At 68.2% G+C, this 24633-nt stretch carries 25 protein-coding genes; 9 read left to right on the top strand and 16 right to left on the bottom strand.

Translation table 11 applies throughout. The annotated features are described in order from the left end of the window. Window positions 1-18: 18 nt before the first annotated feature. The 4 genes from infB to rimP form a co-directional block, all read right to left on the bottom strand. Window positions 19-2961, bottom strand: a complete 2943-nt coding sequence (gene infB, locus RHA1_RS46545) for a translation initiation factor IF-2 (RefSeq protein WP_011598473.1) — start codon at window positions 2959-2961, stop codon at window positions 19-21. Window positions 2962-3066: 105 nt separating this feature from the next. Beyond that, window positions 3067-3420 carry a YlxR family protein gene (locus RHA1_RS46540; protein ID WP_011598472.1) on the bottom strand — a complete coding sequence of 118 codons (354 nt, stop codon included), beginning with the start codon at window positions 3418-3420 and terminating at the stop codon, window positions 3067-3069. Between the two features lie 44 nt (window positions 3421-3464). After that, window positions 3465-4496, bottom strand: coding sequence for a transcription termination factor NusA (gene nusA, locus RHA1_RS32475; protein ID WP_009479806.1), 1032 nt, complete (start codon window positions 4494-4496; stop codon window positions 3465-3467). Continuing rightward, window positions 4493-5065, bottom strand: coding sequence for a ribosome maturation factor RimP (rimP, locus tag RHA1_RS32470; protein WP_011598471.1), 573 nt, complete (start codon window positions 5063-5065; stop codon window positions 4493-4495). The genes nusA and rimP overlap by 4 nt, the downstream gene beginning before the upstream one ends. Window positions 5066-5251: 186 nt before the next feature. Here rimP and RHA1_RS32465 point away from each other — a divergent pair, with 186 nt between their 5' ends. The 4 genes from RHA1_RS32465 (at window position 5252) to RHA1_RS32450 (ending at window position 7630) form a co-directional block, all read left to right on the top strand. Then, window positions 5252-5779 carry a hypothetical protein gene (locus tag RHA1_RS32465; protein WP_009479804.1) on the top strand — a complete coding sequence of 176 codons (528 nt, stop codon included), beginning with the start codon at window positions 5252-5254 and terminating at the stop codon, window positions 5777-5779. Then, window positions 5776-6219 (top strand): ferritin-like domain-containing protein, encoded by a 444-nt coding sequence (locus tag RHA1_RS32460; RefSeq protein ID WP_009479803.1) that lies wholly within the window; start codon window positions 5776-5778, stop codon window positions 6217-6219. Before RHA1_RS32465 ends, RHA1_RS32460 begins: the two co-directional genes overlap by 4 nt. Window positions 6220-6320: 101 nt before the next feature. Continuing rightward, complete coding sequence (locus tag RHA1_RS32455) at window positions 6321-6806, top strand: nuclear transport factor 2 family protein (RefSeq protein ID WP_011598469.1); 486 nt, start codon at window positions 6321-6323, stop codon at window positions 6804-6806. Beyond that, a complete protein-coding gene (locus RHA1_RS32450) occupies window positions 6803-7630 on the top strand; it encodes an SDR family NAD(P)-dependent oxidoreductase (RefSeq protein WP_011598468.1) in 828 nt (275 codons plus the stop codon). The genes RHA1_RS32455 and RHA1_RS32450 overlap by 4 nt, the downstream gene beginning before the upstream one ends. A 218-nt stretch (window positions 7631-7848) precedes the next feature. Here RHA1_RS32450 and RHA1_RS32445 read toward each other — a convergent pair whose 3' ends face one another. Then, entirely contained in the window at window positions 7849-9294 is a 1446-nt protein-coding gene (locus tag RHA1_RS32445) for an MFS transporter (protein WP_009479800.1), read from the bottom strand. Between the two features lie 103 nt (window positions 9295-9397). On the opposite strand from RHA1_RS32445, the gene RHA1_RS32440 reads away from it, so the two are divergent. After that, the gene (locus RHA1_RS32440; protein WP_011598467.1) at window positions 9398-9997 is read left to right on the top strand and encodes a TetR/AcrR family transcriptional regulator; all 600 of its coding nucleotides are present in this window, start codon (window positions 9398-9400) and stop codon (window positions 9995-9997) included. Between the two features lie 57 nt (window positions 9998-10054). Continuing rightward, window positions 10055-10702 carry an FHA domain-containing protein gene (locus tag RHA1_RS32435; protein ID WP_011598466.1) on the top strand — a complete coding sequence of 216 codons (648 nt, stop codon included), beginning with the start codon at window positions 10055-10057 and terminating at the stop codon, window positions 10700-10702. Here RHA1_RS32435 and RHA1_RS32430 read toward each other — a convergent pair whose 3' ends face one another. The 6 genes from RHA1_RS32430 to RHA1_RS32405 all read right to left on the bottom strand — a co-directional run bounded on the left by RHA1_RS32430 (window position 10703) and on the right by RHA1_RS32405 (window position 17127). Continuing rightward, a complete protein-coding gene (locus tag RHA1_RS32430; protein WP_011598465.1) occupies window positions 10703-11665 on the bottom strand; it encodes an alpha/beta fold hydrolase in 963 nt (320 codons plus the stop codon). It lies immediately after the preceding gene. Window positions 11666-11882: 217 nt separating this feature from the next. Further along, window positions 11883-12341: an Hsp20/alpha crystallin family protein gene (locus tag RHA1_RS32425; RefSeq protein ID WP_009479796.1), complete on the bottom strand. Its 459-nt coding sequence runs from the start codon at window positions 12339-12341 to the stop codon at window positions 11883-11885. Between the two features lie 268 nt (window positions 12342-12609). After that, window positions 12610-12903: a hypothetical protein gene (locus RHA1_RS32420; RefSeq protein ID WP_009479795.1), complete on the bottom strand. Its 294-nt coding sequence runs from the start codon at window positions 12901-12903 to the stop codon at window positions 12610-12612. A gap of 129 nt (window positions 12904-13032) precedes the next feature. Continuing rightward, a complete protein-coding gene (locus tag RHA1_RS32415; RefSeq protein WP_009479794.1) occupies window positions 13033-13446 on the bottom strand; it encodes a hypothetical protein in 414 nt (137 codons plus the stop codon). A 136-nt stretch (window positions 13447-13582) separates the two neighbouring features. Next, window positions 13583-15313 carry an acyl-CoA dehydrogenase family protein gene (locus RHA1_RS32410; RefSeq protein WP_011598463.1) on the bottom strand — a complete coding sequence of 577 codons (1731 nt, stop codon included), beginning with the start codon at window positions 15311-15313 and terminating at the stop codon, window positions 13583-13585. A gap of 68 nt (window positions 15314-15381) precedes the next feature. Then, complete coding sequence (locus tag RHA1_RS32405; RefSeq protein WP_009479792.1) at window positions 15382-17127, bottom strand: proline--tRNA ligase; 1746 nt, start codon at window positions 17125-17127, stop codon at window positions 15382-15384. Between the two features lie 56 nt (window positions 17128-17183). Here RHA1_RS32405 and yaaA point away from each other — a divergent pair, with 56 nt between their 5' ends. Beyond that, window positions 17184-17927 carry a peroxide stress protein YaaA gene (gene yaaA, locus RHA1_RS32400; protein ID WP_011598462.1) on the top strand — a complete coding sequence of 248 codons (744 nt, stop codon included), beginning with the start codon at window positions 17184-17186 and terminating at the stop codon, window positions 17925-17927. 50 nt (window positions 17928-17977) lie between these two features. On the opposite strand, the gene RHA1_RS32395 is transcribed toward yaaA, so the two are convergent. Genes RHA1_RS32395 through RHA1_RS32380 form a run of 4 tightly spaced genes read right to left on the bottom strand, consistent with a single transcriptional unit; the run spans window position 17978 to window position 21447 of the window. Next, window positions 17978-18364 (bottom strand): universal stress protein, encoded by a 387-nt coding sequence (locus RHA1_RS32395; RefSeq protein WP_009479790.1) that lies wholly within the window; start codon window positions 18362-18364, stop codon window positions 17978-17980. Further along, window positions 18361-19920, bottom strand: a complete 1560-nt coding sequence (locus tag RHA1_RS32390; protein WP_009479789.1) for a tripartite tricarboxylate transporter permease — start codon at window positions 19918-19920, stop codon at window positions 18361-18363. Before RHA1_RS32390 ends, RHA1_RS32395 begins: the two co-directional genes overlap by 4 nt. A 1-nt stretch (window position 19921) precedes the next feature. Continuing rightward, entirely contained in the window at window positions 19922-20461 is a 540-nt protein-coding gene (locus tag RHA1_RS32385; RefSeq protein WP_011598461.1) for a tripartite tricarboxylate transporter TctB family protein, read from the bottom strand. After that, on the bottom strand, window positions 20458-21447 hold the full coding sequence (locus RHA1_RS32380) for a Bug family tripartite tricarboxylate transporter substrate binding protein (protein ID WP_009479787.1): 990 nt from the start codon (window positions 21445-21447) through the stop codon (window positions 20458-20460). Before RHA1_RS32380 ends, RHA1_RS32385 begins: the two co-directional genes overlap by 4 nt. A 67-nt stretch (window positions 21448-21514) precedes the next feature. Between RHA1_RS32380 and RHA1_RS32375 the strand changes: the two genes are divergently transcribed. Both RHA1_RS32375 and RHA1_RS32370 read left to right on the top strand, forming a co-directional pair. Further along, a complete protein-coding gene (locus tag RHA1_RS32375) occupies window positions 21515-23131 on the top strand; it encodes a sensor histidine kinase (RefSeq protein WP_011598460.1) in 1617 nt (538 codons plus the stop codon). Between the two features lie 30 nt (window positions 23132-23161). After that, window positions 23162-23836: a response regulator gene (locus RHA1_RS32370; protein ID WP_011598459.1), complete on the top strand. Its 675-nt coding sequence runs from the start codon at window positions 23162-23164 to the stop codon at window positions 23834-23836. Window positions 23837-23845: 9 nt separating this feature from the next. Here RHA1_RS32370 and RHA1_RS32365 read toward each other — a convergent pair whose 3' ends face one another. Then, window positions 23846-24613 (bottom strand): trypsin-like serine peptidase, encoded by a 768-nt coding sequence (locus RHA1_RS32365; RefSeq protein ID WP_041812227.1) that lies wholly within the window; start codon window positions 24611-24613, stop codon window positions 23846-23848. Window positions 24614-24633 lie beyond the last annotated feature (20 nt).

Genomic DNA, 24633 nt, shown 5'->3' with positions numbered 1-24633 from the left:
ACCCCAAACGGATGGTGACTAGTCGCGCGGCTTTTCCCGAAGCTCGTAGGCCTCGATGACGTCACCGACCTTGATGTCGGAGTAGGTGACCGTCAAACCGCACTCGTAACCCTCGCGTACCTCGACAACATCCTCCTTCTCCCGCTTCAGCGAGGAGATGGTGACGGTCTCGGCGACAACCGTGTTGTCACGCAGCAGCCGGGCCTTCGCATTGCGACGGATGGTACCCGAGGTGACGAGGCAACCGGCAATGTTGCCGACCTTGGACGAACGGAACATCGCGCGGATCTCCGCCTTGCCCAGCTCGACCTCTTCGTAGATCGGCTTGAGCATGCCCTTGAGAGCCTTCTCGACCTCGTCGATGGCCTGGTAGATCACCGAGTAGTACCGGATGTCGACGCCCTCGCGGTTCGCCAACTCGGTCGCCTTGCCCTCGGCGCGGACGTTGAACCCGATGATGATCGCGTTCGACGCAGCGGCCAGGTTGACGTTGGTCTCGGTGACGCCACCGACACCACGGTCGATGACCCGCAACTGCACCTCGTCGTCGATCTCGATGCCGTGCAGGGCCTCTTCCAAGGCCTCCACGGTTCCCGAGTTGTCGCCCTTGAGGATGAGGTTGAGCTGCGACGTCTCCTTGAGAGCCGAATCCAGGTCCTCGAGGCTGATGCGCTTGCGGCTCTTCGCGGCCAGTGCGTTGCGCTTACGCGCATTGCGCCGGTCGGCGATCTGACGGGCGATGCGGTCCTCGTCGACCACGAGCAGGTTGTCGCCTGCACCGGGGACCGACGTGAATCCGACCACCTGGACGGGACGCGAAGGCAGGGCCTCGAGCACGTCGTCGCCGTGCTCGTCGACCATGCGGCGCACACGTCCGTATGCGTCGCCGGCCACGATCGAGTCGCCGACCCGCAGCGTTCCGCGCTGGATGAGCACGGTCGCGACGGGGCCGCGTCCACGGTCGAGGTGCGCCTCGATGGCGACACCCTGAGCGTCCATGTCCGGGTTGGCCCGCAGGTCCAGGGCAGCGTCCGCCGTCAACAGCACGGCTTCGAGCAGTGCGTCGATGTTGGTGCCCAGCTTCGCCGAGATGTCGACGAACATGGTGTCTCCGCCGTATTCCTCGGCGACCAGTCCGTACTCGGTGAGCTGCTGCCGGATCTTGTCCGGGTTCGCGCCTTCCTTGTCGATCTTGTTCACCGCGACCACGATCGGCACGTCGGCCGCCTGGGCGTGGTTGATCGCTTCCACCGTCTGCGGCATGACGCCGTCGTCGGCGGCGACGACCAGGATCGCGAGGTCGGTGGCCTTGGCACCACGGGCACGCATGGCCGTGAAGGCCTCGTGACCGGGGGTGTCGATGAACGTCACGAGACGCTCGTTGCCGTCGAGCTCGGTCAGCACCTGGTATGCACCGATGTGCTGCGTGATGCCGCCGGCCTCGCCCTCGCGGACGTTGGCCTTACGGATCGTGTCGAGCAGTCGGGTCTTACCGTGGTCGACGTGGCCCATGACGGTGACCACCGGCGGACGGGACTCGAGGTCCTCTTCGCCACCTTCGTCTTCGCCGTAGGTGAGGTCGAAGCTGTCGAGCAGCTCGCGGTCCTCGTCCTCCGGGCTGACGACCTGGACGACGTAATTCATCTCGCCGCCGAGCAGTTCCAGCGTCTCGTCGTTGACCGACTGGGTCGCTGTCACCATCTCGCCGAGGTTGAACAGTGCCTGCACCAACGCTGCGGGGTTCGCGTCGATCTTCTCCGCGAAGTCCGACAGGGATGCACCGCGGGCGAGGCGAATGGTCTCGCCGTTGCCACGGGGCAACCGCACGCCGCCGACGGCGGGCGCCTGCATCGAATCGTATTCCTGGCGCTTCTGCCGCTTCGACTTGCGACCACGACGCGGGGCACCACCGGGGCGACCGAACGCACCTGCTGCCGCACCGCGCTGACCGGGGCGTCCACCGCCACCGGGACGACCGCGGAAACCACCTGCGGGCGCTCCGCCACCGGGCGCACCTGCGCCGGCACCGGGGGCTCCGCCACCGCGGTATCCACCGCCGCCGCCACCGGGACGACCGCCGGGGGCTCCGCCGGGACGGCCGGGACGACCGCCGGGGGCGGGACGTGCGGAACGTGCAGGCATCGCGCCCGGGTTCGGGCGAGGAGGCATCGAGCCGGGGCTGGGACGGGGTCCGCCCTGACCGGGAGCCGGACGGGGACCGCCCTGACCCGGTGCCGGACGAGGTCCGCCCTGACCCGGTGCCGGACGGGGACCGCCCTGACCGGGAGCCGGACGAGGTCCGCCCTGACCGGGAGCCGGACGGGGTGCACCCGGACGCGGTGCGCCGGGAGCGGGGCGGGGTGCCGGACGCTCGGCGGGAGCCGAGGAGTACGGGTTGTTACCGACACGCGGGGGCTTCGGGCCGGGACGGGGTCCGCCGGGCTTGGCGCCCGTGGACGGAGCCGCGGGGGCACTGGCAGCCGGGGCTGCGGGTGCGGCCGGAGCTGCGGGTGCGGGTGCGGCCGGAGCCGGGGCAGCCGGTGTGGGGCGACCGGGCTTGGGAGCATTGGTCGCCGGGGCAGCCGGGGTGACAGCTCTTGCTGCGGGTGCGGCCGGAGCCGGGGCCTGCGCCTCGGGGGTGGCCGCGGGGGCTGCCGCAGCGGGTGCGACCGGAGCCGGAGCCGGAGCTGCCGGCTTCGGGCCGGGACGGGGACCGCCCGGCTTCGCAGCGGTCGCCGGGGTGCTCGGCGCGGGTGCGCCGGGCTTGGCAGCCGGACGGGCTGCGGAATCGGCGGACTTCGCCGACGGGAAGGATTCCCGCAGACGCCTGGCGACGGGCGCCTCCACTGTGGAGGACGCCGACTTCACGAACTCGCCCTGCTCCTTGAGCGTTGCGAGTAGTTCTTTACTTGTGACACCGAGTTCTTTAGCCAACTCGTGCACGCGGGCCTTGCCTGCCACTGCTCTCCTCACTGATGAGGTCGAGCAGGAGGCTCCCCTGAGAGGGGCCCGCACGACCTCGGGTTATCTCCGATGGACGATCATCGCTGGTGCTTCACGGTGTGCTCATGAGTGCTTGTGCCTGTTCTGTTCGAGAGGTACTGCTCTGGGTGGGTGCCCTGCTCGTACCCAGTGGTCGACTTCTGACGTGTCGACACTTCCGGTTACTCGCAGTGCTCTGCCGAATGCTCGGCGTCGTTCCGCGAGACTCAGGCAAGCCTCGGCGGGGTGCAGCCACGCACCTCGACCGGGAAGCCTGTGCCTCGGGTCCGGGGCGAGAACATGACCTTGCGGCCCACTCTCACTAACCACAACCCTGAGCAGATCGACAGCCAGCGCGCGCTCCCTACATCCTATGCATGTTCGGACCGGTGAACCGGTAGGAACGCGCGCAGAATCGGGATGCTCATGCTGAACCATTGACCACTCTACCGCCGACTCGCCCCGATCTCCGCATTCCCGGCTCAACGACTGGTCGCGGCGGGTCCGCCTGCCGACTCGGGGGCGGGTGCGGCATCACTGCGGATGTCGATTCGCCACCCGGTCAAGCGCGCAGCAAGACGGGCATTTTGCCCTTCCTTGCCGATGGCGAGGGACAGCTGGAAGTCGGGGACGACGACACGCGCGGCCCGCGCATCGGGGTCCACGACAGTGACGGAGACCACTTTCGACGGCGACAGCGCGTTGCCGACGAACCGGGCCGGGTCTTCGTCGAAGTCGATGATGTCGATCTTCTCGCCGGCGAGTTCGCTCATCACGTTGCGCACCCGCTGGCCCATCGGCCCGATGCACGCACCCTTGGCGTTCAGTCCCTGCACCCGTGACTGGACGGCGATCTTCGACCGGTGCCCGGCCTCCCGGGCGACGGCGATGATCTCGACCGAACCGTCCGCGATTTCCGGAACCTCGAGCGCGAACAGCTTGCGGACGAGGTTCGGGTGGGTGCGCGACAGCGTGATCTGAGGTCCGCGCTGCCCACGGGCCACACCGACGACGTAGCACTTGAGCCGCTCGCCGTGCTCGTAGTTCTCGCCGGGCACCTGCTCGGCGGGCGGGATCAGGCCCTCGGCGCCGCTGGCCTCGCTGCCGATCCGCACGACGACCATGCCGCGGGAGTTCGCGCGGGTGTCGCGCTGGATCACGCCGCCGACGATCTCGCCCTCGTGGGTGGAGTACTCGCCGAAGCTCCGCTCGTGCTCGGCGTCCCGCAGCCGCTGGAGGATGACCTGGCGGGCGGTGGTCGCGGCGATCCGGCCGAAACCTTCCGGGGTGTCGTCCCATTCCTCGCCGACCATGTTGCCGTCGGCGTCTACGTCGTGCGCCATCACCCGCACGATGCCGCTCTTGGTGTCGACGTCGATCCGTGCGTGCTGCTGATGCCCCTCGGTGTGCCGATAGGCGGTGAGCAACGCGGTCTGAATGGTCGAGATGACGGTCTCGATCGAGATGCCCTTGTCGGCCTCGATGGCGCGCAACGCCGCAATGTCGATATTCACTTGTCCAACCCCTCTACTACTTCTTCATCTCCCGACGCGTCTGCGTCCGCGGGTGCCACTCGACCCTCGGGAATCCCGCCGGCGAGTTCCAGCTCCCTCGGGTCGGGTTTCGAGAATTCCACCTGCACAACAGCTTTCTGAATGTCCGGGAGCGCGACACGCCGAACCTCCGGGCCCGTGCGCGAGCCGATCACCACCGCGACCGAGTCGCCGTCAAGGAGGCCGATCCGACCCACGACGGTCTCGTGCGCGAGATCGATACGCGCCCTGCGGCCGCGGGCACGACGCCAGTGCCGCTCGTGCGTGAGCGGCCGGCCGATACCGGGAGACGTGACCTCGAGCGTGTACGGCGACTCCCCGAAATCGGACACCGAATCGAAGACCTCGGAGATCTCGTGGCTCAGGTTCGCGACCGCGTCGAGTTCGAGTCCGGCGTCGCTGTCCACCATGATCCGGACCGCGCTGTGCCGACCCGCGAGGGTGACTGCAACGTCCTCCAAGTCGTAACCTTGGCGTTGCACCAGATCGGAGATGAGCTCCGTCACCCTCTCCTTGGATGGAACCGGCATCGGGGAAGCTCCTCGTTTCAGTTGTCTTCGTGGTCGGGCAGGTCATCGTGCCGCGCACGCAGCACCTCGAACCCGCCGGGACGGGTTCGAGCATCTAAGAGTAACGCCGATTCGAGGCGTCCGTGACCAGCCCCGGTGCTCGATTCCCGCGATCGCGGCCCGACCTGGCACCATGGACCGGTGCTCATGCCCACCGTCTCCCGGCCCCCGACATCCGGTCCGGCCGTGTCCCGGCGCACCGCTCTCCGGTTCGCAGCAGCGTCGGCGTTCGGCGTCGCGAGTGTCTCCCTGCTGGCGGGGTGCGCCGACGACGCGGACTCCGGCACCGAGGTCGATTCACTCGTCGCACAGTCGCGTCTGGCTCGTCGTGACGCCGCCGGCGCGGCGGCCACAATCGCGCTGCTCCCCGATCGCGGTGCGGCACTCGAACTCGTCCGCGCCCAGCGCACCGCACACGCCGACGCACTGGACGCCGAAATCGCCAGGGCTGCAGGAACTTATCCGGACGGTACCGCGCCGACCACGTCCGCTCCCCCGGCGACGACACCGACCGCACCGGCGCCGCCGCCCGGTCTCGATCAATTGCGGGCCGACCTGGCCGAGTCGCAGCGCAGCGCAGCCGATTCGGCGCGCACACTGACCGCCTACCGGGCGGGGCTCTGCGCGTCGATCAGCGCCGCGTGCGGTACGTATCTGGCGGTGGTGCTGCCGTGACGACACCCACCGAAGCCGAGGGTAAGAGCCTCGCCGACGCGCTGACCGCCGAACATTCCGCGGTGTTCGCCTACGGCGTGGTCGCCGCATTCTCGAATCCCACCCGGGCCACCCAGGTGGCCACCGCCGCCGCGGCCCACCGAGCGCGCCGGGACGGCCTCCTGGACACGCTGACCGCGGCAGGACTGACGGCTCCGGCCGCCGAGGCGGGCTACACCCTGCCGTTCCCGGTCACCGATCCGATCACGGCCGCGCAGCTGGCGGCCCAGGTCGAGGCCGACACCGCCGTCGCGTGGCGGGCGGTCGTCGAACACGGTGAGACGGAGGACACCCGCACGCTCGGCGTCACCGCGCTGACCGAGGCGGCCGTCCGGGAGGCCACCTGGCGAGTGGCGCTCGGGACCGATCCGGTGACCGACCCGTTCCCCGGCGGGCCCTGACGACGGGCAGGTTCCCGCCCACCGGGATTCTGCGTCCACGCGGCGCGTTCCCGGCCTAGCGTCTCTCCCGACACGGTGAACGGCAACGGGAGGACGGCAGCGTGGACGAACGCTCGGTGGAGCAGCGTCTGGCGGACCTGGAGCGGATCGACGCGATCAAGGCGCTCAAGTACCGCTACTGGCGAGCGTGCGACGGCAAGGATCCGGACGCGTTCCGTGCCTGCTTCGTCTCGTCCGGGGCGTCGATCGACTTAGGTCCACTCGGCCGGTTCGACGACGCCGACCGACTCACGGACATCTTCAGCAGGATCGCGCTCCACGAAGTGGACGGCAAGCACGTGATCCTTGACATGCACCACGGCTTCCATCCGGACATCGTGCTGCACAACGACACCGAGGCGTCGGGCGCGTGGACGCTGAAGTTTCGCCAGGTCGATCTGCTGAAGCGGACGGAGACCGTGTCCTCCGGCGAATACGACGACGCTTACCGTCTCGAGGACGGCGTCTGGCGAATGTCGCGATGCCACTTCACCACTCGTTGGTCGATCACCCGTCCGCTCACCCAGGACACGGTGGTGGTCCAGTGAGCGCCGGGGTAGCTCTGGTCACCGGTGGGAGCCGCGGCGTCGGCAAGGGCGTGGCGACGGCGCTGGGCGCCGCCGGGTGGACCGTCTACGTCACCGGGCGCGGCCCGATGACGGAGGACTGCCCGCTGTCGGCGTCGGCGCGAACGGTCACCGGCGCCGGTGGGACCGGCATCGCGGTGGCCTGCGATCACCGCGAAGACGCAGATGTGCGTGCGCTGTTCGCCCGGATCTCGGACGAGCAGGCCGGCCGACTCGATCTGCTGGTCAACAACGTGTGGGCGGCCCCCAAGGGATTCGGCGGGTTCAGCACCCCGTTCTGGGAGCGGCCACTGGACGACTGGGACTCGCTGATCGGTGTAGGACTGCGCGCCCATTACGTCGCGTCCGTGGAGGCTGCGCGGTTGATGGTGCCCCGCCGCTCCGGGTTGATCGCGAACATCTCGTCGTTCGGGACCCGCGGGCATCTGCACTCGGTGCTGTACGGCATGTCCAAGGCCGGGCTGGACAAGATGGCCAGCGACATGGCGGCGGAGCTGGCTCCGCACGACGTGCGCGCGGTCTCGCTGTGGCCGGGCATCGTCCGGACGGAGATGATCGTCGCCAGCGGCCTCGAGACCATCGCCGGCTTTTCCGTCGCGGATGCCGAGTCCCCCGAGTTCATCGGCGAGGTGATCTGCGCCCTGACCGCAGATCCCACCCTCCCTCAGCGCAGCGGCCACACCTTCGTCACGGCGGAGCTGGCCGTCGAGTACGGCATCACCGACACCCAGGGCCGGACCCCGCCGTCGCACCGGGAACCGTTCGGCGGCGGCCCGCTGTTCTGAGCCGCAGGCTCAGGTCACGTCGCGCCTGGGGACGAGCCAGACGGATTTCCGCCGTGCGATATAGCCAGGTCGCGCAGGTGCTGATCGACCGTTGAAGTCGGCGGCACGGGATGGACGAGTATGCCTTTCCCGGCGAACTCTCCGATGCGTTCCTCCCCGCCCTGGAACTGATGCGGGCCCGGACCTCACGGTCCGGGCCCGCCCGCACTCCGGGAGGGTCACGTCGATGCCAGGACGGCCTTGGATCGTCCCGGCATGAGGGCCGCGGCAACGACCGCGACCGCCACGAATCCGGCTCCCACGTACAGAGCGGGTGCGAGGGCGTCGATGTATCCCGTCGGGGTCAGGCTGCCGCCCGCACCGAGGAACACCGCGGTCAGGAGCGCGATCCCCAGCGCGACTCCGATCTCACGGAGTGTCGCGTTGGTCGAACTGGCCGTGCCGTGGTCGGCCTCGGGCATGTCGGCGAGGACGGCGGTCGCGTTGGGAGCGAACGTCAGACCCATTCCTGCGCCTGCCATCACGAACGCCGGAACCATGCTGCCGTACGTGGCGCCGGGGACGATGAGCGACGCCATCCACAGCAGCGACAACCCCTGCAGGACCAGTCCGGTGACGAGGAGGGTCCGGACTCCCAGCCGCGGCGCGAGCAGGCCTGCGATCGGCGCCACCAGCATGGGTGCGGCGGTCCACGGCAGGGTTCGCAGGCCGGCCTCGAACGGGGAGTATCCCATGACGATCTGGAGGTACTGCGACAGGAGGAAGACGGCGCCCATCATTCCCAGCGTGAACGTCAGCCCGATCACGTTGGCCAGGGAGAACTGCCGGGACCGGAAAAGCCGCAGCGGCATCACGGGGAAGGGTGTGCGCAACTCGCGCACCACGAACGCCGCGAGCAACACCGCCGCTGCAACGAGAGCACCGAGCACCGTGGCACTGGTCCAGCCGTCGTCGTTGCCGTGCACGATGCCCCAGACTCCGAGGAACACGGCGGCTCCGGCCAGGACGACGCCGAGCGGATCCAGCGGCTGCCGCTTTCCCTTCGACTCGCCGAGCGCGTACAGCGCCAACGGAATCGCGACCGCAGCGACGGGAACGTTGATCCAGAACACGGCCTGCCACGACACCCCGTCGACGACGGCACCGCCGACCACGGGGCCGAGGGCGACGCCCAGTCCCGAGACGCCACCCCAGATCCCGATGGCGAGGGCGCGCTTGGCGAGCGGTACGGCACCGGCCAGCAGGGTGAGGGAGAGCGGCATGATCGCGGCCGCGCCGACGCCCTGGACGGCGCGCGCGGCGATCAGCATCTCGGAGGTGGTCGACAGGGCCGATGCAATCGACGCGAGTGCGAAGAGCACTATGCCCCAGAGGAATACACGGCGACGGCCGAGGCGGTCCCCCAGTGCCGACAGCGTCAGCATCAACGTCGCGAAGGCGAGCGTGTACGCGTTCATGAACCACTGCAACTGCCCGACCGACGCACCGAGGTCGCGCTGGATCACCGGCAGGGCGCTGGTCATCACCAGGTTGTCGAGTGTGGCCATGAACATCGGTATCGAGGCGGCGACGATCGCCAGCCATACCGGCACCAGCCGGCCGTGGCCCCGTCCCGAGGGAGGCGCCGCCGATTCGTGTTCCAGGCGTTCGGAGAGTGTCGTCATGACGGGTCCTCGTATTCGAGTCGTGAGTACGGGAAGAAGGGAGTTGTAAGCATCAGATGATTACTTAATTCGAAGACTAGTAATCGACTGATAACATGTCAACATGGCATCGCCCGTGAAACAGACCCGCATGAGCGCGACCGAACGTCGCGAACTCGTCCTGGCCGCCGCCTCCCGCGCGTTCGCCAGGGACGGCTATCACGGCACCAGCACCGACGCCGTCGCACGCGAGGCGGGCGTGTCCCAGCCCTACGTGGTTCGCATGTTCGGCTCGAAGTCGCGGCTGTTCGCCGACGTCTTCGACCGCGCGATGCGTCGGATCATGGACACCTTCGAGCCGTACTTCGACGATGTCGCCGCAAACCCGGAGAACGACGAGTCGTGGCTCCCGATGGGCATCGCATACGCCGAACTGCTCGAGGACCGCGACCTCCTGCTCGTGATGATGCACGGCTTCACGTCGGGCGCGAACCCGGAGATCGGCGCGCTGGCCCGCGACTGGATGTCCCGGCTCTACACGCAGATCCGCACGCGCACCGGGTGCAGCCCGGAACGGGCCCGCACCTTCATCGCCAACGGAATGCTCCTCAACACCCTGCTCGCCATGCAGGTACCCGAGCATGCCGGGCAGGATCCGGCGCTCGAGGAGCTCGCCGTGTGCGCGTTCGGCAGCACCCTGGACGCCGCGGGCTCCGAGAACTGATCCGTGAACGGCGATTTCCGCTCTTGATCTTGCTCAGAGGACACGTAGCGGGGCACGATGGAAGCGTGCCGAAGGGGTGTCGCCGTGGACCGAGCCGTTGAGTCTCGACTGAGCTATTCCGACCGGGAGGGTCACCACCACACCGTGGACCTCTCCCCCACTTCCGCGCGCGTCACGATCGGACGGTCGCCCGGTTCCGATTTGCTCCTCACCGAGGACGACGAGGTCTCACGTCTCCATGCCGTCCTCGAATGCGTCGGCTCGCACTGGACCATCCTCGACGACGGGCTCTCCCGCAACGGCACCTTCGTCAACGGCGAGCGTCTCGCGGGGCGCCGGCGGCTCCGCCAGGGCGACAGCATCCGCATCGGCGGAACGAAGATCCGGTACCTGGAATTCGGCGGCTCTCTCGACGAGGCCACCCGGATGGGCACCGACATGCCCGACGTCCGGTCCCTCACCGATACCCAGCGGGCGGTCCTCACGGCACTGTGCCGGCCGTACAAGCACGGCGCCGCGTTCGCGAATCCGGCGTCGAATCAGCAGATCGCCCAGGAACTGTTTCTCAGTGTCGATGCGATCAAGACTCACCTTCGGGCGTTGTTCGCGAAGTTCGGCGTCGGCGATCTCCCGCAGAATCAGAAGCGGGTCAGCCTGGCCGAGCGGGCCATGCGCAGCGGCATCATCAACGAGCGCGATCTCTGATCAGCCGACGGCCATCAGTTCGCGGTCGAAAGCGGCGGTCTCACCGTGTGCGATCCGCTCGACGAGGCCGATGATCGCGAGTGCGACGTCGGCGGCGCGCTCGAGGATCACCGAGTGGCCGGCCCCGTCGACGCTCACGAGTTCCGAGGCGGGGAGCTTCGAGGCCATCGCGACGGAATGCTGGAGCGGGGTGAGCATGTCCACCGAGCCGCACAGGATCAGCGACGGAATGTGAGCGAGCGCGGCGAGGGAGTGCCGCTCGTCGAACCCGAGCAGGGATTCGAGGAAGCTCGACATGGTGACGACGGACGTGGTGTTGGCCATGGCGGAGACCAGCGCCGCCAGGCGAGGATCGACGACTCGGTTGCGGGCGCCTGCCGCGCGGGCGATCGCCGTGCAGACGGTGCGTCCCACCCGCTTCGATCCGTGCACGACCCGGGGTGCCCGGCGCACCGCGGTGCGGAACAGCGACACCGCGGGGCTGCGCAGGTGTCGTCCGAGACCGGCCTCGGCGAGATCGCACGCCGCGGTGGAGATCAGGGCCATGCCGACGATCCGCGAACCGATCGTGTGCGGGTTCTGCCTTGTGTAGGACAGCGCGGTCATCCCGCCCATCGAGTGGCCGACGAGGACGACCGGACCGTGCGGTGCGACGGCGTCGAGCACGCAGCCGAGGTCGCGGCCGAGCTGATCGATCGTGTAGGTGGCTGCCGGCGCCTCCCCGGACTCTCCGTGTCCGCGGTGATCGTAGAAGACCATGCGAACGTCGTTGCGCCAGAAGCGGACCAGCTGCTTGCGCAGTGCCCACCAGGACTCGGTGCGCAGGCAGTGACCGTGAACGAACACCACGGTGGTGGCTGCGTCGGGCGAACCGAACTCGCGAACCGCGAGTGCGATCCCGTCGTCGGTCCTGACCGTGAGGCGACGGCCTTCGTGCTCGTGTGCAACCGGGGTGTTCGTCATGATGGCCTCCTCGGTTTCTTCGCTCGCGGCTGGTGAAGCGTTACGTTCTTGCTTGTTCTCTACTGTGCCGCGCACGGTCCGACCCGACCAGGACCCCCAGTGGTGGCCGGTGCACCCGGAGGTGTTGCCCTTTCCACCCCTGGGGTGGGTGGACGGGGGCACGCCGAAGCCCCCTCGTCGAGGGGGCTTCGACACAGCAGATGTTTCCGCTGCAGCGTCAGTCCGTCTCGCTCGCGGGACCCGCCTCGATCGTGCGATGCTCACCGCTTCCGAGGCTGGAGACCTCGATCCGCCGCGGCTTCGCCCGTTCGGCGAGCGGGATGGTCACGCTCAGGACACCGTTCTCGTAGGACGCCGAAATGCGGTCCGGGTCGACGCCGTCGCCGAGCGACAGCTGCCGACGGAACGTTCCACTGAACCGCTCGGACGCGATCCATTGCACGTTCTCCTCGGACGGCGCGCTGCGATGAGCCGTCAGGGTGAGCGTGCCGTTGTCGACACTGACGTCGACGGAACCCGGATCGACGCCCGGCAGGTCGGCGTGCAGGACGTAGTGGTCGTCGACCTTGTACAGATCCATCGGCATGAATCGCGGTACCCGTGCGGTTCCGGTTTCCGTGCCGAGCAGACTCTTGGTCATGGATTCGAGGTCGTTGAAAGGATCGAAGCGAAGCACAGCAACACACCTCCCACATCACTCGAGGCGCCCGCCACCCCGACGGGCAGCCAGATTCACTGTGCATCGCTAATTTAGCACTCGGCACCCGAGAGTGCCAGATCGAGAGGACCCCGAAATCTTCGCCTCGTGAGTTCCGGCTTCGGGGTCCTCGCCGCGACGAATCAACCTGTCCGGTCCGCTCGCGACGGGAGGGTATTCTCTACTGCCACTTCAGGATGCGGCACCCGGGGTCGGCGCAACCAGACACCCTGGGGTGCGAATCCGGTCACCCCCAGAGTTGCCCTTGGCCGCCGCCGAAGTCGTATCCGCCGACGTTCGCCCCGCCGGGGCCGGCCTTGATACCGTCCACGGCGATCGGCCCGACATGCGGGCCGCCGATGTCGACGTTGCCGCCCTGGGCGTTCTGTCCGGGGGCAACGGTGCTGACGGAGGGGTCATCGGACGGGGAGTCCGGGGCCGCCGAGGCAATGCCGGCGCCCGCCGCGAGGACGAAGAACGCGGCCGCGACGGTGGCACCCGTGCGCGTGAGGACAGTGGAGAAGCCGAAGGAAGTCGACATGGGAAGAACCTTTCGCAGTGCGTGGCGCCGGGGAGGCGGGAAGGTGGTACAGGCGTGGCGCCGAGGGGCCGGCACCTGGCGGTGACGGCCCCTCGGGCTGTTCAGCAAGATCGAGCGATCACGACTCGGTCACCAGCAGAAGACGAACCCGCAGTTCTGGGTGTTGTCCGTGGTCGTCGTGTCGCCGGCACCTGCGCCTCCGTTCGCGGCGCCCCCATTCGCATCCCCGGCGTTCCCTCCGTTGGCATCTCCGGCGTTCCCGCCGTTACCGCCGTTACCGCCGTTGCCGGCGTTCTGGGGTCCGGTGGTAGTGCCCGGGCTGCCGATGACCGGACCGCCGAGGACGACGTTCCCACCGGAGCCGTTGCCACCTGCGCCGCCGGCGCCGCCCTGAGAGGTGCCACCGTTACCGCCCTGCGAGGTGCCGCCCGGCGCCGTGCCGCCGTTGCCACCCGGATCAGCCGAGGCGATTCCCGCTCCGGCTGTGAGGGCGAAGCCCGCGATGGCGAGAGCGGAAAGGGTGCGCTTGAGGGTGTGTGCCATGTGTGGATCTTTCTGTGGGGGTGAGGTTTTGCTTGCCACATAAGAATGCGCCGATCGCACCCACCGGAACAGGCACCCCAGGGGGCGCAACCGGCACCCCGAGGGATGACGCCACCCCACCCCCGTAGAGCCCTGTCTACGGCCGCATTTCGTAGGCGCCGTCGTAGTTCTCCACCTGTGCCCACACCCGAGCGAACCGCTCCGCGTCCACCACGGGGCGGCGAATCGCACCGAGCGCCCACTTCTGCTGCGCCTCGGTGGCGGACGATTTACCGTGCAGCGCAACGGCATAACGGGAGAAATCGCGGATCTGGAAGTCGAAGATCTGGTCGATCAGATCACGGTCGATGCCGGCGATCGCGGCCTGCTCGAGAATCAGGTGCCCGTAGACCACGAGCGAGAACAGGTGCCCGAGGTCGAGCAGGAAGTCGAGATCCTTCTGCTGGGCAGCGTCGGGCGGGGCGGTGGTGAGCAGTTCCCTCAGCGCGGTCGCCTGCTCGTGGAACCGGGCCACGTTGGGGACGTCCGAGTGTGCCTCGTAGGTCTTCGTCCAGTCGTGGAACTGAATCCTGCCGGCACCGCGGGTCGGGCCCTGGGCCCAGAAGAAGGCATCGTCGGCAGCGTCGAGCCGGGGGCCGATCTCCGGGTACTCCGCCGGGTTGAGCAGGTAGTTCGGCATGAACTTGAGGATGAGGCCGACGTTGACATGTACCGTGCCCTCGAGCTTCGGCAGAGTGCCGATCAGCTGGGCGGCCTCGCGGAAGTAAGTGTTCTTCTCGTAGCCCTTCGCCGCGATCACGTCGTGCAGGAGCGCGATCACCTTCTCCCCTTCGGAGGTGACCTTCGCCTTCGTCATCGGGTTGAACAGCAGGTACCGGCGGTCGTCGAGGCTCGCGCTGCGGAAGTAGTCGACAGAGCGTGCGCTGAACAGCTTCATCGCGATCAGCCGGCTGTAGGCGTCGACGAAGTTTCCGCGCACGTGCGCGAAATCGGTGACGGGGTTTCCGTACAGAATCCTGTTGTGCGCGTGGGTGATCGACTCGTAGAAGGCGTGCTCGGAGATCCCGATGGATCCCGTGCACAGGTTGAACTTGCCGACGTTGACGGTGTTCAGCGCCGCCTCGAACGCGGCGACCCCGGTGTGGAGGATGTCTTCTTCCCGCACCGGGTAGTCCTCGAGCCGGAACGTGCTGACGTACATCTGGCCGTGCACCACATTGCCCTGCAGGTGGTATGCCGGGTGGCGGCTGTCCGCGACGAAGAAGACGTACCCGTCGCTGCCCTCCACATCGGTGCGCCTCCCGAACACCGACACCATGCCCGCGACGTTGCCGTTGCCGATGTAGTACTTGTCGCCGCTCGCGGTGAACGCGAGGCCCGGGTCGTTCTCCGCAGGGTTCAGCAGCATGTCCGTCGAGTAGACGTCCGCGCCGTGTTCCTTCTCCGACAGCCCGAACGCCAGCACCCCGCCGTCGTCGAGGAGCGTCGCGGCCCGTTCCTTCGCGGCACGGTTCCCGCTCATCCAGATGGGGCCGAGACCCAGGATGGTCACCTGCCACGCGTACCAGTACGCCAGACCGTAGAAACCGAAGATTTCACTGAGGGCGGCGTTGCGTGCGGCGTCCCAGCGCTTGTCCGGGTCGCCGCCCGCCAGGTCGGCTGGGGTGAGGAACTTCGCGAACAGCTTCTCCCGTTTCACGAACTCCAGGAAGTCCTCGGGCCACACGGCCTCGAGATCGTCCTCGAGCAGCCGCTTCTTGCCCCGCGACTCGAACCACTCGATCAGCGCCCGCAGCAGTCTGCGCGTCTCCGGATCGAAATGCTCGGGATCGTAGGAGGTCGGATCGAACAGCAGGGAATTCGTCACAGCAAGCCTTTCGTCCGGACGTGTCAGGCCAAGCTAACAGTCCGGACGAAAGGCGTGGGGCGGTTTGATCAGCCCCTGACGGCCTTGACGATCTCGCTCAGCGCCGACTCGGCGGCCACCTCGCGGCTCTCGCCGGTGAAGCGGTCGCGGACCTCCACCTTGCCCTCGCCCCAGCCGCGGCCGACGACCACGACGAGCGGGACACCGAGCAGTTCGGAGTCCTTGAACTTCACGCCGGGCGACGCCTTGCGATCGTCGAGGATCACCTCGAGACCGGCCTTGTCGAGTTCGGCGGCGAGTCCCTCGGCGCCTTCCCGGGCGGTCTCGTCCTTGTTGGCGATCACTACATGCACGTCCGCGGGCGACACCTCGGCCGGCCAGCGGAGCCCCTTCTCGTCGTGGTGCTGTTCCGCGATCACGGCGACGAGGCGGGAGACGCCCACCCCGTAGGAGCCCATGGTCGGGCGGACGGGCTTGCCGTTCTCGCCGAGCACGTCCACGGAGAACACGTCGGTGTACTTGCGGCCGAGCTGGAAGACGTGACCGATCTCGATGCCCCGGGCCGCGACGAGCGCACCGGCTCCGTCGGGTGACGGGTCGCCGTCGCGAACCTCGGCGGCCTCGATGGTGCCGTCCGGGGTGAAGTCGCGGCCCGCGACGAGCCCCACCACGTGCTTGCCCGGCTCGTCGGCTCCGGTGATCCAGCTGGTGCCGTCGACGATCCGCGGGTCGACGAGGTAACGAACACCGTTGGCTTGCAGCGCCTTCGGCCCGATGTAGCCCTTGACCAGGAAGGGGTTGGCCGCGAAGTCGGCCTCGGTGAGCAACTCGAACTCCGCGGGCTCGAGGGAAGCACCGAGACGCTTGTCGTCCACCTCGCGGTCGCCGGGAACACCGATGCCGAGCAGTTCCCACTTGCCACCGGGCTGCCGGGTCTTGACCAGGATGTTCTTCAGGGTGTCCGCGGCGGTGACGGTCCAGCCCAGGTCGGCGCCGTTGGCCCAGTCGACGAGCGTCGCGATCGTGGGGGTGTCCGGTGTGTCGTGCACCTTCGCGGCGGGCAGTCCGTCGAACGGGACGGCCTCGGGAGCCAGCGTCTTCACAGCCTCGACGTTGGCGGCGTAACCGGACTCGAGGCAGCGGACGTACGTGTCCTCACCGATCTCGCTCTCGGCGAGGAACTCCTCCGACGCGCTGCCACCCATCGCACCGGACGTCGCCGACACGATCACGTACTTGACGCCGAGGCGGCTGAAGATCCGCTCGTAGGCGTCGCGGTGCGCGCGGTACGACGCGGTCAGTCCTTCGTCGGTGAGATCGAAAGAGTACGAGTCCTTCATGACGAACTCGCGGCCACGGAGAATGCCGGCCCGCGGGCGCTCCTCGTCGCGGTACTTGGTCTGCACCTGGTACAGGGTGACCGGGAAATCCTTGTACGAGTTGTACTCACCCTTGACGGTGAGCGCGAACAGTTCCTCGTGGGTGGGGCCGAGCAGGTAGTCGCCGCCCTTGCGGTCCTTCAGTCGGAACAGTCCGTCGCCGTACTCGGTCCAGCGGTTGGACGCCTCGTACGGTTCGCGCGGCAGGAGCGCGGGCAGGGAGATCTCCTGGGCACCGATGCCGTTCATCTCTTCCCGCACCACCCGCTCGACCTCGCGCAACACGCGCAGACCCAGCGGCAACCACGAGTAGACGCCGGGCGCGATGCGACGCACGTAACCGGCGCGGACCAGCAGCTTGTGGCTGGGGACCTCGGCGTCGGCGGGGTCGTCGCGCAGAGTGCGGAGGAACAGGTGGGACAGGCGGGTAATCACGGGATACCAGAATAGTCGGCTGGGACGGGGCCGGGCGCGTCGGTAGGGTTTCGTGCGTGCTGGTGCTACTTCCTCCCTCCGAAACCAAGTCCGACGGCGGCGCCGACGCGCCCCTCGACCTGGCCGAGCTGTCGATGCCGCAGCTCACCGAAACCCGCGAAGTGCTGGTCCAGGCGCTGGTCGCGCTGGCAGCGGACGGGGAGGCGTCGCAGCTCGCGCTCGGCCTCGGCCCCACCCAGGCCGACGAGATCGAGCGGAACGCCAAACTGTGGGTCTCCCCCACCCGGCCCGCACTGGAGCGCTACACCGGTGTGCTGTTCGACGCGCTCGACGCGAAGTCGTTCACCAAGGCCCAGAAGTCCAAGGCGCTGGCGCGGCTGGCGATGGGATCCGCGCTGTTCGGTGCGGTGCGCGCGGGCGACCTGATCCCCGCCTACCGACTGTCGGGCGGGTCGAAGCTTCCCGGGCTGGGCACTCTCCGCGCGTTGTGGAAGCCGGAACTGAGCCGGGCGATCGCCGCGGAAGCGGACGGCCTCGTCGTCGACCTGCGGTCGGGGACATACCAGCAACTCGGACCGATCCCCGAGGCCGTGATCGCCACCGTCCTCACCGAGAAGCCGGACGGCACCCGCACCGTCGTCAGTCATTTCAACAAGCACCACAAGGGTCTGCTGGCACGCGCGCTCACAGTCTCCCGCGCCGAACCCCAGGACGTGCGCGGGGTGGCGCGGGTGGCGTCGAAGGCCGGCCTGCGCGTCGAGGTGGCGTCGGACCGCGAGCTGATCATCCTCACCGACTGACCTGTGAGTACTTATCAACCGCCGGCGGTTGATAAGTACTCACAGCAGCTCTATTCGGGCTTGACGGCCAGGACCGGTTTGCGGCAGGACAGCAGCAGGCGCTGGGCGGTGCTGCCCATCAGGAGCTTCCCGACCGGGGTGCGGTCGCGGATGCCGATCACGAGCAGTTCCGCGCTGGGCGCCGTCATGGCCTCGAGAATCACGTCGACGGTCTCGTCCCCCACGATCTGCCGGATCTCGTGGTCGACCCCGCTCGCGGCCAGCTTGCCTTCGAGTTCCTGGAGGTGCGCGTTGTCGGCGAACGACTGGTCGGCGAGGGAGTCGCCCTTCGACGTGTTGATCACGAGCAGCGACGTCCCGCGCAGCTGCGCCTCCGCGACGCCGTGCTCGAGGGCGGCCCCTCCGAACTGGTCGGGGGTGTATCCGACGACGATCATGCGTGTGCCTTCTCTCTGGTGTCGGTGGAGTCGCCACCGGCCGGTCCGTCGGGGAAATCGGGCGCCGCGACCGGGTAGTGCGCGCGGACGACCTTGGCGACGAGGGGTGCGATGAGGAGCACTGCGATCACGATATAGACGATGATCGCGACGGGCTCGGTGAACAGGCTGCCCCAGTCACCGCCACCGAGCTGCAGGCTCTGCCGCAGTTGCCGTTCGATGCGCGGGCCGAGGATGACGCCGATGATCAACGGCAGCACAGGCAGCCCGAACCTCCGCATCATCAGACCCATCAGGCCGAACGTCAGCAGCAGCGCGAGATCGAGCCACTGGAGGTTGACGGCGAACGCACCAAGCGCGGCGAAGAACAGGATGCCTGCGTAGAGGTAGGGCCGCGGTGTGCGGAGCAGCTTCGCCCACAGCGGTGCGAGCGGAAGGTTGAGTACCAAGAGCAGGAAGTTGCCGATGAACAGGCTCGCGATCAGAGTCCAGATCAGCAGCGGTTCCTTCTCGAACAGTGTCGGGCCCGGCTGGATTCCGTACGACACGAAGGCCGTCAGCATGACCGCGGCCGTGGCGTTGGTCGGCAGACCCAGCGACAGCATCGGCACGAGTGTGCCTGCCGCCGAGGCATTGTTGGCGGCCTCCGGCCCGGCGACACCTTCGATGGCGCCCTTGCCGAATTCGTCCTTGTGCTTGGACAGTTTCTTCTCGGTGATGTACGAGAGGAAGGTGGGTAGTTCGGCACCGCCCGCGGGTAGTGCGCCGAACGGGAATCCGTACGCGGTACCCCGCAGCCACGGTTTCCACGAACGCTTCCAGTCCTTCTTCCCCATCCACGGCCTGCCCACGGGAATGACCTCGGCCGGCTTGCGGCGGAGGTGAGCGGCCACCCAGAGGGCCTCACCGAGTGCGAACACGGCGACCGCGACGACGACGATGTCGATCCCGTCGGACAGTTGCGGGATGCCGAACGTGGCACGCGGCTGGCCGGTGAGGAAGTCGATGCCGACCAATCCGATCGCGAGACCGAGCAGAAGGGAGATGCATCCGCGGAGCTTCGAGGTTCCGAGGACGGCCGTGACGGCGACAAGGGCGAGCAGCATGATCGCGAGGTAGGACGGGGCTCCGAGGGTGACCGCGAAACTCGACACCATGGGAGCGAACAGCACCAGGAGCATCGTGCCGATCGACCCGGCGACGAACGACCCGATCGCGGCGGTCGCCAGGGCCTGCGCGGCCCTGCCGGCCTTCGCCATCTTGTTGCCCTCGATCGCCGTGATCACCGACGACGACTCCCCCGGTGTGTTCAGCAGGATCGACGTCGTCGACCCGCCGTACATGCCGCCGTAGTAGATGCCGGCGAACATGATGAACGCGGCGCTCGGGCTGACGTTGTAGGTGACGGGCAGCAGGAGGGCCACGGTCATGGCCGGTCCGATGCCCGGGAGGACGCCGACCGCCGTGCCGAGGAGGACGCCGATGCACGCGTACAGCAGATTCATGGGGGTGGCTGCTTGCTCGAAACCCTGCAGCAGCCAGTTCAGATTGTCCATGTCAGAGAATTCCGTCCAGAATGCCTGCGGGCAGCGGTATTCCGAGCCCGACGTAGAACGCGTAGAAGCTGCCGAATCCGAGCACGGCCCCGATCGCGATGTTGCGCACCCAGTGCCGGCTGCCCAGAATGGTTGCGGCCCCGGCGAACAGGACGGTGCCGATGATCGCCCAGCCCAGGAAGTCGACGAGTGCGATGGTCACCACGAACAACCCGACGAGCAGGCCCACCGTCTTCCAGTCACCCGGCGAGTCCGGATCGACGTCCTCGCCGCTGTCGGCTTCCCCGGTGGAGCCCCTCAGGATCGCGACGGCGAGCATCACGGCGAAGACCAGGAGTCCCCCGCCGATGACGAGCGGGAACAGTCGCGGACCCACCGGGTCGACCTTCGCGAAACCGTCGCTGAGCGACAGTGCGTCGACGATGAGGAAGACCCCGACCACGGCCATCACCGCGCAGACGATGAACTGTGCGTAGTCCCGCCGCTTCGGCGCCGGGGCCGCGTCCGCGGAGACTGCGGACGGTTCTGCGGGCGCGGTCATGTCAGCCCCAATTCGGCCAGGGTGGACGAGACCCGCTCGTCCTGGTCCCGGAGGAACTGCTCGAACTCCGGTCCCGTCGTGAAGGCGTCACTCCAACCGTTCTTCACCAGGGCCTCCTTCCATTCCGGTGTGTCGTGCAACTTTTGGAGCGCCTCGACCATGTCGGCCTTGGCGCCGTCGGACAGTCCGGGCGGCGCCAGGATTCCCCGCCAGTTGGTGAAGGTCAGGTTCACGCCGGCCTCCGTGAGCGTCGGCGCGTCGATACCCTCGACCCGCTCGTTCCCCGACACCGCGAGGACCCGGACCTGGCCGGCCTCGATCTGGTCGACGTACTCGCCGAGTCCCGACGTGCCTGCGGTGATCTTCTGGCCGAGAAGGGCCGTCAACAGGTCGCCGCCGCCGTCGTAGGACACGTAGTTCACCGCGTTCGGGTCCACTCCGACCGCCCGCGCCGTCTCCATCGGGAACAGGTGGTCCGGGCCGCCGGGCGAGGAACCGCCGCCGATGGTGATCGACGCCGGGTCGGCGCGCCATGCGGCCACGAAGTCATCGATGGTCTGCAACGGTGAATCCGCGGGCACGAGGATGCCCTCCTGCTCCTCGACCACCTTGGCCAGCGCGGTGGCCTCGGAGACCCGTGCGGTGGATCCGTTGGTGTAGCCGGCGCCGACCACACCCAGACCCATCATCATCATGAGGTCGTCGTTGCCGGCCTCGTTCATCAGCCTGGCCATCGCGACCGTTCCACCTGCGCCGATCACGTTGAAGACCTCGACGCGGCCGGTGATGCCCTCGTCTTCCATGATCTTCACCGCGGTCCGCGCCGTGAGGTCGTAGCCGCCGCCCGGACTGTTCGGAACCATCATCCGCACTCTGTGCAAACCCTCGTCCTCGCCGCGGGTGACCCCGCAGCCGGCCGCGAGGAGGCCTACGAGCGCGAGCAGGAGCAGCGCGCGTACCCTGCTCCCGCTACCTGTTCTCGACATCGTTCCTCATTTCGCCATGAATGTGATCTTCCGCAATACTGAACCCCAGGGGTGATGCACGTCACCTATGCGAACGAAATGGAACTTAAGTTCATTGTGGTCACCACTTCATCCCCGCGTGCGTAGCCTCGCGGGCCAGGTCCTGCTCCTCCAGCTCGTCGTCGTCGGCGTCGTACTGCTCGCGGTGGCCGCCGTGTCGGTCCACCAGTCGACCGTGGAGTTCCGCGACCTCCAGGGGCAGCGCATGATCGCGGTGGCCGAGAACGTGGCGTCGACGCCGGTGGTGCGCGATCAGCTGTCGGACCGCTCGGTCGAGCGCGTGCTGGCGCCGGAGGTCGATCGCGCCGTCAACCTGTCGGGCGCCACGCTCGCCGAGATCGTCGCACCGAACGGGGCGGTGACCGTGTCGTCCGATCCGACGCGGCTCGGGGTGCCCGCCGAACTCGGCGCCAGCGATGTGATGACCGGGCGGGCCTGGTCGGGCGACGTGGACGTCGACGGACGCCGCGCCATCGTCGGACACGTCCCGATCCTGTCCGCCACCGGGGACGTCCTCGCGGTCGTGACCGTCAGCGACGACTACCCGTCCGTCTGGGACCTGCTCAGCAGCGCGGGGGCGCGCCTGCTCCTGTATCTCGGAATCGGCGCCGGTCTCGGGCTTCTCGGCTCGTGGCTGCTGTCCCGCCGGATCAAGACCCACACCCGTGGACTCGAAATCGCCGAGATCGCAAGCCTTGCCGACCATCGCGAGGCCCTCTTGCACAGCATCCGCGAGGGTGTGGTCGCGGTGAACCCCGACGGGGTGATCACCGTGCTCAACGACAGCGCACAGGAACTGCTCGACCTCACCGACGACGCCGTCGGCCGACACGTCGACGACGTCGCGCTCGACCCCGCCGTCCGGCAGTACCTCCTCAACGGGGAGGACGGCCGCGACGTGGTGCTGTCGACGTCGTCGCGCATGCTCGCGCTGAGCCGGCGCGCGGCCACCAGCCAGGGACACAAGATCGGCACCGTCACCACGATGCGCGACAGCACCGAACTGGCATCAATGCAGAGCCAGCTGTCCTCGCACAAGAGTGTCACCGACACCCTGCGGGCGCAGACGCACGAGTTCGCCAACCAGCTGCACACGATCTCGGGTCTGACGCAGCTCGGCGACTACGACGCCGTCACCGACTTCGTCGGCACCCTCACCCGCCGCCGAGCGGAGATCAGTGATGCTGTCACGCAACGTATCTCAGATCCGGCTGTCGCCGCGCTGCTGATCGCGAAGACGTCGCTCGCCGCCGAGACCGGGGTGTCACTGACATTGGAACCCGACTCGCACCTGCACGCCCTCGACCCCGAACTCGCCACCGACGTGATCACCGTCCTCGGCAACCTCATCGACAATGCCGTCGACGTGTCCGAGGGCGGCCGGGACGCGCGGATCTCGATCCGGATCACCGACGACGACGGCATCCTCATCGAGGTCGCCGATTCCGGGCCCGGAGTTCCCGAGTCGATGCGGGAGGAGATCTTCTCGCGCGGGGTCACCTCGAAGCCGGGCACCCCCGGCGGCCGCGGGATCGGGCTCGCCCTGGTCCGTCTCGTCAGCTCCCAGCACGGCGGGTCCGCGGCCGTCTCGGACGCACCCGGCACCGGCGGTGCGTTGTTCACCGTCCACGTGCCGCGTAGCTAGACTCTCCGATCATGACGGGACGGCGTGGCGATGTATGAGGTCCTGGTCGTCGACGACGACTTCATGGTCGCGGAGATCCACCGCCGATTCGTCGACAAGACACCGGGGTTCACCACCGTCGGGGTGGCGCGGACCGCCGCCGACGCCCTCGAATCGGTGCGCACCGCACACCCCGACCTCGTGCTCCTCGACGTGTACCTGCCGGACATGTCCGGCCTCGACGTCCTGCAGCGACTGCGTGCGGAGGGCAACGCCGTCGGGGTCATCATGATCACCGCCGCCAGGGAGATCGACACCGTCAGCCGCGCACTGCACGGCGGCGCCTCCGATTATCTGGTCAAGCCGTTCGACTACACGCAGCTGCAGGAGAAACTCGAGAACTTCCGCCGCCGTGCCCGTGCCCTCGAATCACAGTCCGGTGCAGACCAATCCCTGATCGACTCCCTGTTCGGCGGCAAGGGCAAGAATCCGGAGCCGAGCCGGCTCCCGAAGGGGCTCAGCGCCGAAACCGGGCGTCTGGTGCTCGACATCCTGCGGTCGAAGGGCGAGCTGTCGTCGACCGAATGCGCCGAACTCGCCGGACTGTCCCGGGTCAGTGTGCGCCGTTATCTCGAGCACTACCTGTCCGAGGGACTGCTGGAGGTCCGGCTCGAATACGGGGGCGCCGGCAGGCCAGTCCGCCGATATCGGCCTGCCCCGCGCTGACCCGGTTCGTCAGGATCGGGTGCAGGCGCCGGCGAGGGCGAACGGTGTCGAGTCGCCTGCATCGCGGCGCTCCGCGCGATCCAGCAGGGCGAGCGTTCCGGAACCGAACGTCGGCGAGTAGGACACCGACTCGGTGCACCCGCCGTGGTCGAGGCCGCCGACGAGGGCGACGACCCGCGAACCCGTGATCCACGGGCCGCCGCTCGTTCCCTCACCGAGACCGTCGCAGACCACCGTGGGATAGCTGTCCGTCGACGTGGTCGCGGCGGTGCACGACACCGGACCGTCCCCGAGGGTCGGATAGCCGGTCACGGCCACGGTGGTCGCGGGTTCCGGCGCGGACGCCAACTCGAATCCCCCACCGACCACCGATTCGACGGATGCCGGCACGGTGGTTCCGCTCGGGGCCACCCGGAGCACGGCGAAGTCGTGCTGCGGGTCCTGCGACTCCAGCCATGCGGGGTCGACATAGATCTGGGACACCGTCCACAGTCCGAACGGGGCCACGCCGCGGTCGAATCCGGGCGCGAACGACAGCGCGCCGCCGGACCCCGCGATGCAGTGCGCGGCGGTGAGGACGAGGTCGCCGTCCGCGCTGTCCAGAACCGATCCGGTGCAGACGTGGATGGGCGTGCCGGCCAGGAACAGCGGACCGACGCGAGGATCCGGGGCTGCGGCGGCAGGCGCGGCGGCGGCCGATCCCCCTGCTACGCAGGCAGCGAGGAGCAGGCCCACCGCGGCTGCCCCCGTGACGGACGTGCGGGAGGGCGTGACCACAGGACCATCATGCTCCGCTC

The sequence above is a fragment of the Rhodococcus jostii RHA1 genome (assembly GCF_000014565.1).
In the GTDB taxonomy this organism is placed as follows: Bacteria; Actinomycetota; Actinomycetes; order Mycobacteriales; family Mycobacteriaceae; genus Rhodococcus_F; species Rhodococcus_F jostii_A.
Note: the sequence above shows the minus strand (reverse complement) of the source record. Positions and strands in the feature narration are given on the sequence as shown.